The 12,677-nt window shown below is 69.4% G+C and carries 12 protein-coding genes and 2 tRNA genes; 9 read left to right on the top strand and 5 right to left on the bottom strand.

Features of this window, described 5'->3' with window-relative positions; genetic code table 11:
- The first annotated feature begins 20 nt into the window (after positions 1-20).
- Entirely contained in the window at positions 21-1,307 is a 1,287-nt protein-coding gene (locus tag HT102_RS03750) for a deoxyguanosinetriphosphate triphosphohydrolase (RefSeq protein WP_192038090.1), read from the top strand.
- 45 nt (positions 1,308-1,352) lie between these two features.
- Positions 1,353-3,269 carry a DNA primase gene (dnaG, locus tag HT102_RS03745; protein ID WP_192038089.1) on the top strand — a complete coding sequence of 639 codons (1,917 nt, stop codon included), beginning with the start codon at positions 1,353-1,355 and terminating at the stop codon, positions 3,267-3,269.
- A gap of 334 nt (positions 3,270-3,603) precedes the next feature.
- Here dnaG and HT102_RS03740 read toward each other — a convergent pair whose 3' ends face one another.
- A complete protein-coding gene (locus tag HT102_RS03740) occupies positions 3,604-3,891 on the bottom strand; it encodes a hypothetical protein (RefSeq protein ID WP_192038088.1) in 288 nt (95 codons plus the stop codon).
- 182 nt (positions 3,892-4,073) lie between these two features.
- Here HT102_RS03740 and HT102_RS03735 point away from each other — a divergent pair.
- Both HT102_RS03735 and HT102_RS03730 read left to right on the top strand, forming a co-directional pair.
- A tRNA-Asn gene (locus HT102_RS03735) sits at positions 4,074-4,146 on the top strand.
- A gap of 66 nt (positions 4,147-4,212) precedes the next feature.
- Positions 4,213-4,286, top strand: a tRNA-Ile gene (locus HT102_RS03730).
- A gap of 15 nt (positions 4,287-4,301) precedes the next feature.
- Here the strand turns inward: HT102_RS03730 and HT102_RS03725 are convergent.
- The 3 genes from HT102_RS03725 to HT102_RS03715 are packed head-to-tail and all read right to left on the bottom strand — an operon-like array spanning position 4,302 to position 6,510.
- Complete coding sequence (locus HT102_RS03725; protein WP_192038087.1) at positions 4,302-5,357, bottom strand: sulfate/molybdate ABC transporter ATP-binding protein; 1,056 nt, start codon at positions 5,355-5,357, stop codon at positions 4,302-4,304.
- Positions 5,354-6,112, bottom strand: coding sequence for an ABC transporter permease (locus tag HT102_RS03720; RefSeq protein WP_192038086.1), 759 nt, complete (start codon positions 6,110-6,112; stop codon positions 5,354-5,356). The genes HT102_RS03725 and HT102_RS03720 overlap by 4 nt, the downstream gene beginning before the upstream one ends.
- Positions 6,112-6,510: a TOBE domain-containing protein gene (locus tag HT102_RS03715; RefSeq protein ID WP_192038085.1), complete on the bottom strand. Its 399-nt coding sequence runs from the start codon at positions 6,508-6,510 to the stop codon at positions 6,112-6,114. The genes HT102_RS03720 and HT102_RS03715 overlap by 1 nt, the downstream gene beginning before the upstream one ends.
- A gap of 36 nt (positions 6,511-6,546) precedes the next feature.
- Here HT102_RS03715 and modA point away from each other — a divergent pair, with 36 nt between their 5' ends.
- Positions 6,547-7,347: a molybdate ABC transporter substrate-binding protein gene (modA, locus tag HT102_RS03710; RefSeq protein WP_192038084.1), complete on the top strand. Its 801-nt coding sequence runs from the start codon at positions 6,547-6,549 to the stop codon at positions 7,345-7,347.
- Here modA and HT102_RS03705 read toward each other — a convergent pair.
- The gene (locus HT102_RS03705; RefSeq protein ID WP_192038083.1) at positions 7,344-8,027 is read right to left on the bottom strand and encodes a TetR/AcrR family transcriptional regulator; all 684 of its coding nucleotides are present in this window, start codon (positions 8,025-8,027) and stop codon (positions 7,344-7,346) included. The genes modA and HT102_RS03705 overlap by 4 nt on opposite strands.
- A 151-nt stretch (positions 8,028-8,178) precedes the next feature.
- Here HT102_RS03705 and HT102_RS03700 point away from each other — a divergent pair, with 151 nt between their 5' ends.
- The 4 genes from HT102_RS03700 (at position 8,179) to HT102_RS03685 (ending at position 12,570) form a co-directional block, all read left to right on the top strand.
- On the top strand, positions 8,179-9,036 hold the full coding sequence (locus HT102_RS03700) for a GNAT family N-acetyltransferase (RefSeq protein ID WP_225443209.1): 858 nt from the start codon (positions 8,179-8,181) through the stop codon (positions 9,034-9,036).
- 290 nt (positions 9,037-9,326) lie between these two features.
- Positions 9,327-10,181 (top strand): SDR family oxidoreductase, encoded by an 855-nt coding sequence (locus tag HT102_RS03695; protein ID WP_192038082.1) that lies wholly within the window; start codon positions 9,327-9,329, stop codon positions 10,179-10,181.
- Positions 10,178-11,119: a patatin-like phospholipase family protein gene (locus HT102_RS03690; protein ID WP_192038081.1), complete on the top strand. Its 942-nt coding sequence runs from the start codon at positions 10,178-10,180 to the stop codon at positions 11,117-11,119. The genes HT102_RS03695 and HT102_RS03690 overlap by 4 nt, the downstream gene beginning before the upstream one ends.
- Positions 11,116-12,570, top strand: coding sequence for a flavin-containing monooxygenase (locus HT102_RS03685; protein WP_192038080.1), 1,455 nt, complete (start codon positions 11,116-11,118; stop codon positions 12,568-12,570). The genes HT102_RS03690 and HT102_RS03685 overlap by 4 nt, the downstream gene beginning before the upstream one ends.
- Positions 12,571-12,677: the final 107 nt, after the last annotated feature.

The raw sequence follows: 12,677 nt of genomic DNA, 5'->3' as shown, positions 1-12,677 counted from the left end.
GAGACCGAGGACGGTGCATCATGACGCAACGCCGGTACATCTATGCCGAGCACGACCTCGAGCGCCGGGTCGACGAGGCGCCGAAGCGCTCGGCCCTTCCCGGGGCAACCTCGACGCACCGGGGTCAGTTCAGCCGCGACCGCGCGCGCGTGCTGCATTCCGCGGCGCTGCGCCGGCTCGCCGACAAGACCCAGGTCGTCGGCCCCGGGGAGGGCGATACACCGCGCACCCGCTTGACCCATTCGATGGAGGTCGCGCAGATCGGCCGCAGCATCGCTGAGGGTCTCGGTGCCGACCCGGACCTCGTGGATCTCGCTGGCCTCGCTCACGATCTGGGCCACCCCCCGTACGGGCACAACGGCGAGCGGGCCCTCGAGGAAGTCGCTGCCGGGTGCGGGGGGTTCGAGGGCAATGCCCAGAGCCTTCGCATCCTTGCCCGGCTCGAGCCGAAGGTGCTCGATGACGAGGGGCGCAGCGTGGGCCTCAACCTGACGCGGGCCTCGCTCGACGCGGCGACGAAGTATCCGTGGACGGCCTCGGCTGCCCCGGGCGGCTCCCGAAAGTTCGGTGCCTATGATGACGACGCCGCCACCCTGGCATGGCTGCGCGATGGCGCTCCGGATGCCGAGCGGGCGCTCGAGGCGCAGATCATGGACTGGTCCGACGATGTCGCCTACTCGGTGCATGACGTGGAGGATGGGGTGATCGAGGGCAGGCTGGACCTGCGGGCGCTCACCGACCCCACCGAGCAGCGCGACCTTGCCGAGGTCGGCTGCCGCGAGTTCGGGTTCGCCGACCCCGCTGTGCTCGTCGAGGCGGCCAATCGGCTCGCGGCGCTCCCGGTGGTCGAAGCGGTCGGCAAATATGACGGCACGCTCGCCTGCTCGGTCGCGATGAAGACCATGACCAGCGAGCTCGTGGGCCGTTTCGCCTCCGCCGCGATCCTCGCCACCCGCTCGGCCGCGGGGGACGGGCCGATCGGCCGCTACGCCAGCGGCCTGCGCATCCCTCCCGTCGTGGAGGCCGAGGTGATCCTGCTCAAGACGATGGCCCTGCGCTACGTCATGACCAACCCGCAGCACCGGGCCGGGCAGGAGCGCGAGCGCGACCGCATCCACCGGGTCGCGCAGTACCTCCTGCACACCGCGCCGGTGGGGCTCGATGCGCTGTTCGTCCCCTCCTGGGAGAACGCGACGAGCGACGCTGCCCGGATGCGCGTCATCGTCGACCAGATCGCCTCCTACACCGAGCACCGGCTCGAGCGGGTAGACAAGTCGAGCCGCGGCGCACAGGCAGCCTGGGGCTAGCCGCAGCCGGTCGGCAATCCCCGCGCCGGGCCGTACACTCGTCGCGTGGCCGGCCGTATCCCTGACAGAGACATCGCGGCGATCCGCGAGCGCATAGCGATCGACGAGCTCATCGGCGAATACGTGTCCCTGCGTCGCGCCGGAACGTCGATGAAGGGACTCTGCCCGTTCCACGACGAGAAGACCCCGTCGTTCCACGTGCGCCCCAGCCACGGGCACTTCCACTGCTTCGGCTGCGGCGAGGGCGGCGATGTCTACTCCTTCCTGCAGAAGATCGAGCACGTCAGCTTCACCGAGGCCGTCGAGCAGCTCGCGGACCGGGTGGGCTACCGCATCAGCTACGAGGGGGGCGGGCCCTCCGTGCAGCGCGACCGCGGCACCCGCGCCCGGCTCGTCGCCGCCAACGCAGCCGCGCAGGAGTTCTACGCGCAGCAGCTCGTCTCACCGGAGGCCGAGACCGCCCGCCGCTACCTCACCGAGCGCGATTTCGACCAGGCCGCGGCGGCACGCTTCGGGTGCGGGTACGCGCCATCGGGCTGGGACACCCTCACCAAGCACCTGCTGCGCAATGGCTTCGAGTTCAAGGAGCTCGAGGCGGCGGGGCTGTCCCGCGAGGGCAAGCGCGGCCCCATGGACCGCTTCCACCGGCGCCTCGTGTGGCCCATCCGCACCCTCTCGGGCGACGTCATCGGTTTCGGCGCGCGCAAGATCTTCGACGACGACCCACAGGCCAAGTACCTGAACACCCCCGAGACGATGCTGTACAAGAAGTCCAACGTGCTGTTCGGGCTCGACCTCGCCAAGCGCGACATCGCCCGCCAGCACCAGGCCGTGATCGTCGAGGGCTACACCGATGTGATGGCGCTGCATCTCGCCGGCATCACCACAGCCGTGGCGGCGTGCGGGACCGCGTTCGGCGATGAGCACACCTCGGTGCTGCGTCGCCTGCTGATGGACGACGACTACTTCCGCGGCGAGATGATCTTCACCTTCGACGGTGATGACGCGGGTCGCAACGCCGCCCTGAAGGCATTCGACGGCGACCAGAAGATCACCGGGCGGACGTTTGTCGCCATCGCCCCCGATGGCATGGACCCGTGCGACCTCCGCAAGGAGCGCGGCGACGCCGCCGTGCGTGACCTGATCGCCCGGCGCACCCCGATGTTCGCGTTCGCCGTGCAATCCATCCTCGCCGAGCATGACCTCGACACCCCGGAAGGCCGCGTCGAGGCCCTGCGCCGCACCGTGCCCATCGTCGCCCGCATCAAGGACAGCGCCCTGCGCGACGACTACGCCCGCCAGCTTGCTGAATGGGTCGGCTGGGACAAGGTGGCGCAAGTCCGCAAGCGCGTTCGCGAGGAAGCGCAGCACGCCCGATCCACCGCCGCGACCACCCCCGCCAAGAGTCCTGCGGCATCGCCTGCGGAGGAGGCCACCAGCGCTCCCGCCGCCCCGCGCATGCCAGCCCCGCGCGACCCAGCCTTCTGGCCCGAGCGGGAAGCGCTCAAGGCCGCTCTGCAATACCCCGCGATCGCCGGAACGATCTTCGCCGCCCTGCCCGACGAGACGTTCACCCATCCGGCTTACCACGCCGTGCACGAAGCTATTCTCCGCGCGGGAGGCACCACCGCCGGGATGAGCGGCGCCGACTGGATCAGCGCGGTGACCGCCAGCCTCGACGCTCCCCACATCCGGCTGGTCTCCGAGCTCGCCATCGAGAACATGCCCGTCGACGAGGATGCCGTGCCGCGCTACATCGGCGGAGTCCTCGCCCGGCTCCAGGAAGTATGGGTAGGCGGGCAGATCGCCGAGCTCAAGTCGCGGCTGCAGCGCATGTCCCCCACCGAGGACCCGGACGCTTACCACGGGTTGTTCGGTGACCTCGTGGCGCTCGAGGAGTACCGGCGGAGCCTGTTGACCAAGGCTGTGGGCGACGCCGACCCCGCCATCAGCGGCTACTGAGGCCACGGGGCAACGGGTCGGCCGCTCTGCTGGGCGGGCTCTGCTGGCTGGGCGGGCTCGCTCGCCGCGAGCTGCCACCCAAAGAGGCCAGCTGCCACGTCTGCGGGAAGCAGCCACCCATATATCGGTGGTCGGAGCGCCGCTACGGTAGCCGGAATGCTGTACAGGTGGCGGGAGCGCGCCAGCTAGCTCGTCGGACACCAGCCTCGGCCACCGACCCAGCCCGGAGAACCCAGCCCGGAGAACCCAGCCCGGAGAACCCAGCCCGGAGAACCCAGCCCGGAGAACCCAGCCTCGGCCACCGACCCAGCCCGGAAGATTCAGCCCGAAAAACCTAGCCGCGCGGGCTCCGCGCAGCGCCATCACGATCCGCCATCCCATTTCTGGTGGCACCCTGCGGGGCGTACACCGAGGTGGTCTCGTCGATCTCCGCCACCCGCTCGAGCTGTGGCGCCGTCGAGAGTGCCTCGGAGAGCTTCTGGCGTCCCACGGCTACGGCCTTCTTGGTCGCGGGGCTCGTCGCGATCGTGCGGGCGACGCGGTTGAGCTGCTCGTACCGCTCGCGCCCCGCTCGGGTACCCAGCACGTAGCCGGCAGCCACGCCTACAACAACACCAATCATCTGCCAAGCCTCCCGGGGCTCCCGTTGCTCGTTGATCCGACCGCCCCCATCTTGCCCTAGCGAGCGCCCATAGTCCGGTCGGGACACAACTTCGCAGCTCATCGACTACATCACGAACCGGTTGGCGCAACCGCCCCCCGATGCGCTATTGTCGTCAAGGCCTACAAGCAGGCAATGAACGGTCCTCCGTAGCTCAATTGGCAGAGCATCCGACTGTTAATCGGACGGTTGCTGGTTCGAGTCCAGCCGGAGGAGCACGCCATCAGGCCCCTCAATGCACTGAGGGGCCTGATCTTGTGTGTAAGGTAGGTCTGCCTTCGAGGGGCGGTAGCTCAGTCGGTTAGAGCCGCGGACTCATAATCCGCTGGTCGCGGGTTCGAGCCCCGCCCGCCCCACTTTCAACCCTCGCTTCACGCCGGATAGATCCGCGTCTCGGTCGCTTTGACCACGAGCTGCACTTCCGCGCCGGGCGCGAGGTCGAGCTCTGCCGCGGCGGCGGGGGTGATGTCGGCCATGAGCCCGGGCTGTTCGTCACTGTCCTGGCCGGTGATGCGAATGAGGCTGCCGCGATGCTCCTGCCCGGAGACGGTGACGGTGAAGTGGTTGCGGGGGCTGCCGTGGGGCGCCTGGGCGTAGACCGCGACCGCGGTGGGCGAGAATATCGCGACCGCGTTGCTGCCGGTGGGCAGAGGTTCCGCCGCTATCCCGTGGACATGCTGGCCTGTCACAGTGCGTAGGCAACCGGGCTCGACGACGCGGCCGAAACAGATGTTGACTCCCGCGATGCGCGCCCCGAAGCTGCTGCGGGGGTGCGAGAGGACGGTGTGGACGCTTCCGTCCTCGACGATGCGGCCGTTGTCGACGATGATCGCCCGGTCAGCAAGGCCGAGCGCGTCGAGCGGATCGTGGGTGACGAGGATGGCCGTTTCTCCCGCCTCGCGAAGGACCCTGCGCAGCAGTGACCGCAACGCGGGCGCGGCCGCGACGTCGAGCGCGGCCATGGGTTCGTCGAGCAGCAGCAGCTCGGGACCGGCAGCGAGCGCGCGAGCGACCGCGATCCGCTGTGCTTGGCCCCCGGAGATCTGGTGCGGCTTGCGCGCCGCGAGCTCGGTGGCTTCGACCTCTTCGAGCCACTGGGCGGCGATCGTGCGTGACTCGGACCTGCTCGCGCCTGCGCTGCGGGGTGCGAAGGCGACATTCTCGAGCACGGTCATGTGCGGGAACAACAGTGGCTGCTGCGCGAGCAACGCGACACGGCGCCGATGCGGCGGGATGCCTTCGAGGTTCCTGCCACCGAGCTCGATGTGGGCAACCGGGGGATGGTGCAGCCCGGCGATCGTGGTGAGAAGGGTCGATTTGCCAGCCCCGTTCGGCCCGAGGATGGCCGTCACTGTTTCCGCTTCGACAGCCAGCTCAGCGTCGATGCCGCGGTCGGGGTCGGTGACCCGCGCGTGCAGGCTGCTCATGCGGCCCGCCGGTACACCGAGGCCACGATCACGACCGCCACTGCCACGAGGACGAGCGACAGCGCGACCGCCGCATCAGGGTCGGTCTCGCGCTGCAAGTAGATCTCCAGAGGCAGGGTGCGGGTGACGCCCTGCAGGCTGCCGGCGAAGGTGAGCGTGGCGCCGAACTCGCCGAGCGCCCGCGCGAATGCCAGCACGGTGCCGGAGAGGAAGCCGGGCAGGACGAGCGGCACCGTGACGCGCCGCAGCACGGTGGTGGGCCGGGCCCCGAGGGTGGCGGCGACTGCCTCGTAGCGCGTGCCTGCGGTCCGTAGCGCACCCTCGATGCTGAGCACGAGGAACGGCATCGCAACGAAGGCCTGGGCGAGCACGACCGCGGTGGTGCTGAAGGCAATGCGGATGCCCAATGCCTCGAGGTGCTCGCCGAGCAGCCCCTGGCGGCCGAAGGCGTAGAGCAGCGCGATGCCTCCCACGACCGGGGGCAGCACCAGCGGCAGCAGGATCAATGCTCGGACCAGGCGCAGGCCGGGGAACGAGCCGCGTGCCAGCACCAGAGCCATCGGGGTGCCGAGGATGAGGCACAACAGGGTGCTCGCGGTGGCGGTGCGCAGGCTCAGCCCCAGCGCGGCGAGCGACGATTCGGAGGTGATGAGGCTGATGAACCGGGGCCAGTCGACCACACCGGTGAGCGCGACGATCGGAACGAGGATGAAGAGTGCGCCCGCGGCGGCCGGGAGGAGTATCCAGCGCGGCATCACGGGCGAGGAGTCTCCACGATCACGGTTGTTGCCTTGACCACGGCTACCGCGATGCTGCCCGGTTCGAGACCGAGATCGTGGACGGAGTCGGTGCTCATCAGCGAGACGATGGTGAAGGGCCCGCACTGCATCTCCACCTGGGACATGACGGTGTCGGAGGTGACGCGCGTGACGAGGCCGGTGAGGCGGTTGCGCGCGGAGCTGCCGATGCCGATCGGATCGGTGGGGGCCGCGGCGTGCGAGCGCGCGAACTCGGCGAGGTCGCGCCCGTCGATCACCTTGCGCCCGGATTTGTCCTTGTGGCTCGGCAGGGTGCCGCTATCGATCCAGCGACGCACGGTGTCGTCGCTGACGCCCAGGAGCTCGGCCGCTTGCCGGATTCGCACTGCCACCATACGCACGATCCTAGTCGCAACGGGCTATCCTGACGCATGCACGGGGAAAAACGGCTTTTGGGTCCGTTTCTGCGGAAGGGGTACGGGGTGAGGGGAGCGCTAGCGGGGTTGCTCGCGGTCGCGGCGGTGGTTGTCAGTGGATGCGCGGACCAACCCAGGTCAGGGGAGCGGATCACCGTATACGCGGCGGCATCCCTGCAAGCATCCTTCACCGAGCTTGCCGGGATCTTCGAGGCCCGCAATCCCGGGATCGATGTCGAGCTGAGCTTCGCGGGCTCCTCGGATCTCGCCGCCCAGCTGATCGCCGGCGCCTCGGCGGATGTGTTCGCCTCCGCGAACGAGGCGAACATGCAGAAGGTCGTTGACGCCGGCCTCGTTGCTAGCGATCCGGTGGATTTCGCCGCGAACGTGCTGACGATCATCACCGCGCCCGGCAACCCGGAAGGAATCAGTTCGCTTGCTGACCTCACGGATCCTTCATTGCTCGTCGTGACGTGCGCGCCCCAGGTTCCCTGCGGCGCGGCCGCCCAGGCTGCAGCGAGCCAGGCGGGAGTCACCCTCAGTCCGCTGAGTGAGGAATCCTCGGTGGCAGGGGTTCTCGCCAAAGTGAGCTCCGGCCAGGCGGATGCTGGGCTCGTCTACGTCACCGACGCTCGTGCCGTTGGGGATAGGGTCAGCGCAGTGGCATTTCCCGAGGCGGCGCGAGCCGTGAACACCTACCCGGTGGCGCTGCTCGGCCTCGCCGGGGAGAGCCCGGCCGCCCGGAAGTTCGTTGAACTGCTCACCAGTCAGGACGGGCAGCGAGTGATGGCCGAGGCCGGGTTCCGCGTGCCCTAGCGGGGAGCCTCGTGTCTCGGCGCGGTGACTCCGAGGATGAGGTGGGTGACGTCCTCGGTGAGGTCGGCGATGGTACCGGGCTCGTGGTGGACGAGGTGATCGACGATCATCTCCATGCCCCCACCGACGAGGCCGCGCACGAGGATTGCATCGAGGGGCGGCAGGCCGGGATCGAGGCTCGCGCGGAGGTGCTGCAAGGGCAGCCCGAGGACATCGGTGAACTGGGTGATCGCGGCAGCGCGGCGCCGCCGCACATCATCGCCCGCGCCAAGGACCTCGAGGAAGAACATGCGCGCCCCAGCGGGATAGGCACCGAGGAGGGTGAGCAGTGCTCGCACGAGCTCGCGCAGTTGCTCGGGCGTGGTGAGGGAGGTGTTGTTGCTCGCCGTCATGCCAGCGTCGCGGAGGAAGGTATCGAAGGCGCGGTAGGCGGCGACGATCACGGCTTCCTTGGTGTCGAATAGCTCGTAGAACGTCTTGCGGGATACCCCGGCGCGCTTGACGATGTCGAGAACCGTGGTGGCGGCATAGCCGCGGGAGGCGAACAGCTCGATGGCCGCGTTGATGATCCGCGCCGATTGGCTCTGCTTGACCTGCTCGCGCGTGAGGTTGTGCCGGTGGCGAGGGAGGTGCCCGTCGAACTCGTCGGGGACGAGGGAGCGTTGCCGGCTGTCGGGCACGATGCTCCCTTCGGTCCTGGTTGGCGCGGTACTGGTTGGCGCGGTCCTGGTTGGCGCGGTCTCGGATGGTCGAACGACAGTGTAGTGCGTGGTGATCGCCGGTCCCGGGGCCTTGTCGCGCGCAGCGGCGCGGCAATATCCTGGGAAGCGAATGGCGGGAGGCCGGATGGGCGGGTATGCCAGCAGGATCCTCGACATCGGCGGGGTGCGGACGGCCGTCGAGTGGGCGGCAGCGGAGGGCTGGAACCCCGGCCTGCATGATGCTGACGCGTTCGCAGCGGCGGATACCACGGGGTTTCGTGGCGCTTGGTGGGGCGATGAACTGGTCGCGACGATCTCCGCGGTGCGCTACGGCGCGGAGCTCGGGTTCATCGGCTTCTACATCGTGAGCCCGCACTGGCGAGGCCGTGGCATCGGCTACCGCCTGTGGGGCGAGGCGATGGCATCGCTCGCGGACGTTCCCACAGTGGGCCTCGACGCGGTGGTCGAGCAGCAGGAGGCTTACGCGCGCTCCGGCTTCGTTCGCGCCTTCTCCTCGTTCCGGCATGGCGGCGTCCTCGAGGGGCGCGCCTCCGCGCGGGCACGATCGGTCACCGGGGCCGTGCGCGACGCTCTCGTCGCCCATGACCGGCAGCATTTCCCGGCGGGGCGCCGGGCCTTCCTCGAGGCGTGGTGGTCGCTGCCGGATTCGCACACCCGGTTCATCGCGGTCGAGGGCGCGGTAGTGGCATCCGGAACGATCCGGCGTTGCCGCGACGGCTGGAAGGTGGGGCCCCTTTTCGCGGATTCTCCTGGCCTCGCGGAGGAATTGCTCGATGACCTCGTGGCGTGCGCGGGCGGCAGGGCACGGGTTTTCCTGGATGCGCCCGAGCCCAACGGCGCCGCGGGGCGACTGGCGGCCGAGCGTGGAATGGAGGTCGTGTTCGAGACGGGCCGGATGTATCGGGGCCCGGATCCCGGTTTGCCGTTGCCTCGGATCTTCGGGGTCACCTCGTTCGAGCTCGGCTGATCGGGCTGGGTTCCGGCGGCACCTGCGCGGGCGGCACCTGCTCCCGGCGGCACCTGCGCGGGGAGTGGAAACTTTTTCCGCTGGGAGGGGGAAAAGCTTCCACTGAGGCGGGGCTGGTGGGCCAGGGCTGCTTCCGCCCGTGCCGCCACCGACGCCGGTCGCACGCGTCATGCCTGGGCGCCGCCACCACGACAGCAAGCCCTATCGCCGCCCATTGACATCCGAGAAACACTCTGTACTCTCATCTGCGAGAAGCGAGAAACGTTGTGTATCTGGATCGGAGCCTCCCCATGCCTCGCTACCCCGCAATACGCCTCGACGGCGCCACGGTCATCGTGACGGGCGGCGCACGAGGCATCGGTGCCGCCACCGCCCGCGCCTTCAGCGAGCGTGGCGCCACCGTCTGGATCGGCGATCTCGACACCCGCCTCGCCGAGGAGACCGCAGCCACCCTGGACAACGCCCACGCCGCGCACCTCGACGTCACCAAGCCTGGGTCGTGGATAGACTTCGTCGCAGCGGTCACCGAGCACACCGGTGGCATCGACGTGCTCGTCAACAATGCCGGGATCATGCCGCTGGGTCCGTTCCTCGACCAGCCCGACGCGCTCTCCCGCCTCATGATCGACATCAACGTGCACGGTCCCGCGCATGGCACGCGCGCTGTCCTGCCCGGGATGCTCGAGCGCCGTAGCGGCCATATCGTCACTGTCGCCTCGATGGCGGGCAAGCTCCCGATCCCCGGCATGGCGATGTACAACGCCAGCAAGTTCGCCGCCGTCGGACTCTCCAGCGCGCTGCGGGCCGAGAACGCGCGAACCGGCGTCAGCTTCAGCTGCGTCATGCCCAGTGCCGTGCGCACCGAGCTGTCCTCCGGCGCCCAGCTCGGTGGAGCGCTGCCCACCGTCGATCCCGAGGACGTCGCCCGGGCGATCGTCCGCACCGTCCGGACCCGTGCCGCCGAGGTCTCCGTGCCCCGCTTCGTCCATCCCGCGGTAGCACTGATGAATGCCCTGGTGCCCGAGCTGATCGAGCGCATCGGGCGCGCGCTCATCAACGACCGGCGCGCCCTCGACCAGCTCGACCATCACGCCCGCCGCCCCTACGAGGACCGTATCGCCAGCCAGCTCGGAGGCAACGAATGAGCATCACGACACGACGCGCGCTCGTCCTCGGCTGCGGCGGGACCCTCGGCGGGGCCTGGACCATCGCTGCGCTCAAGGCGCTCGCCGACCACCTCGAGTGGGACCCGCGCACCGCCGACGTCATCCAGGGAACGTCCGCGGGAGCGGAGCTCGCCACCATGCTCGGCAGTGGCATCAGCGTCGACCAACTCGTCGCGATGCAACTCGGCACCACCGACGACAAGCGGCTGCGTGCTCATCTCGCCGACGCTCCCGGCCGCTTCCCGCCCCTGCCACGTGCCCGCCTGGGCTCCCTCGGGCTGCTGCGCCGCGCTCGCGGACTCGCGGCACTGTCGGGGATCGCGCCCCGCGGCAGTGGTGATCCCGCCTGGCTCGAGCGACTCGCCATCTCCCTCAACCCTCGCGCTAGCTGGCCCGACCATGCCGGGCTGCGCCTGGTCGCCATGGACTACGACACCGGCGAGCGCGTCGCGTTCGGCGCCCCTGGAAGCCCGTCGGCCTCCGTCGGCGAGGCACTGCAGGCGTCGTGGGCGATCCCTGGCTGGTTCCCGCCCGTGGAGATCGACGGGCGGCGCTACATCGATGGCGGGGCAGCGTCCACCGCATCCGTTGACCTGCTCGCGGACGATCCCGTCGGTAACAGGATCGATGAAGCCATCGTGATCGCGCCGATGGCCTCGCTGTCGGGGGATCGAGCGCCCGGCCTGCTCGGCCGCGGCGAGGACCGGCTGCTGCGCCGCGGCATGACCCGTGGCCTGCGCGCCGAGATCACGCGCCTGGAGCAGGCGGCAACCCGCGTCGTCGTGCTCGATGCCATCGCGAGCGATCTCGAGGTGAGGGGCGGCAACCTCATGGACCACCGGCGCCGCGAAGCCGTATCCGAGCATGCTCTCGCCACGCTCCCGCAGCGCGTCGCGACCCTGGAAGGACTGCGATGAGCCACCGAGTTCTTGCCGTCATCATCGGCGCGGGAATGTCCGGCATCGCCATGGGCACGACATTGCGCCAGGCCGGGATCGAGGACTTCCTGATCCTCGAGAAGGGCACCGACGTCGGGGGAGTGTGGCACTGGAACCGCTACCCCGGGCTCACGTGTGACGTGCCCTCCCACCTGTACCAATACTCGTTCGCCCCGAAGCCGGACTGGAAGCGCGTCTTCGCCACCGGACCCGAGATCCAGCAGTACCACCGCGATGTGGTCGAGCAGTTCGGCCTCGGCCCCCGCCTCCGCACCGGCACGACCGTCACCTCGGCGCGCTACACCGATCCCGGGTGGGTCGTCGAGACCGCCAGCGGGGATCGCTACGAGTGCGATTTCCTCATCGCCGCCACCGGCGTCCTGCACCACCCCAGCATCCCCGCCATCGACGGGCTCGACACGTTCGCCGGACCGGTCGTGCATACCGCGCGATGGGACGACACGGTCACCACGCGCGGCCAGCGGGTAGCGCTCATCGGCACCGGATCGACCGGGGTGCAAGTGGTCTCGGCGCTGCAGCCAGAGGCGCGGCAGGTCACCCAGTTCGCGCGCACCCCGCAATGGGTGCTGTGGGGCCCCACCGGGCTCCGCCAGAGCGCTGCGATCAGCAAGGCGCTCGCCCGCATGCCCTCGGTCAACCGCCGCGTCTACGGCACCGCGCTCTGGGCGTCGGGCATCCTCGCCGACATCACCACCCGGCCGAGCTGGCGGAGAAGCCTCGTGCAATCCCTCGCGCGCCTGCACTTGCGCAGCGTCCGTGACCCCGCGCTGCGGGCACAGCTCACCCCCGGGTACGAGCCGCTCTGCAAGCGGCAAGTCGTCTCCGGCAGCTACTACAAGGCCGTGCAGCAGCCCAACGTCGACATCGTCAGCGCCGGCATCGAGCGCGTCACCGAGACGTCGATCATCACCACCGATGGCATCGAGCGGGAGTTCGACGTCATCATCCTCGCGACCGGCTTCGAGGCCCACCACTACATGCGCCCCATGCAGCTGACCGGCCGCGACGGCATCACCCTCGACGAGGCGTGGGTCAAAGGCCCCCGCGCCTACCGCATGACCGCCATGCCGGGATTCCCGAACTTCTTCACCCTGCTCGGCCCCAACTCGCCCATCGGATCGATCTCGCTGCAATACACCGCGGAACTGACGTCCCGCTACATCCTGCAGTTCATCCAGCGGTTCCGCGCCGGCGAGCTCACCGCCGCCGAGCCCACGGAGGAAGCCACCCGCGAGTTCAACGAGCAGGTGCGCGAGGCCATCGGGCCGACCATCTGGAACACCGGCGGCTGCAACTCCTGGTACCAGAACGAGGACGGCACCATCGACCTGTGGCCGTTCGACCGCAAGACCCTGACCGCGATGCTCAGCACGCCCGACGACCGCCACTTCCGGATCACGCGCGGGTAGGCGGCTGGCTAGGGCATGCGAGTGTGCGAAAAACGACCGATTTCGGGCGTTCGGGCGTCGTTTCGCGCACACTCGCGCGGGAGTGCCGCGCCTGTCGGGCAGGATCC

It is taken from the genome of Lolliginicoccus lacisalsi, assembly GCF_014841105.1.
Taxonomy (GTDB): Bacteria; Actinomycetota; Actinomycetes; order Mycobacteriales; family Mycobacteriaceae; genus Lolliginicoccus; species Lolliginicoccus lacisalsi.
The sequence above is the reverse complement of the archived record's forward strand: the minus strand, read 5'-3'. Positions and strand labels throughout refer to the sequence as shown.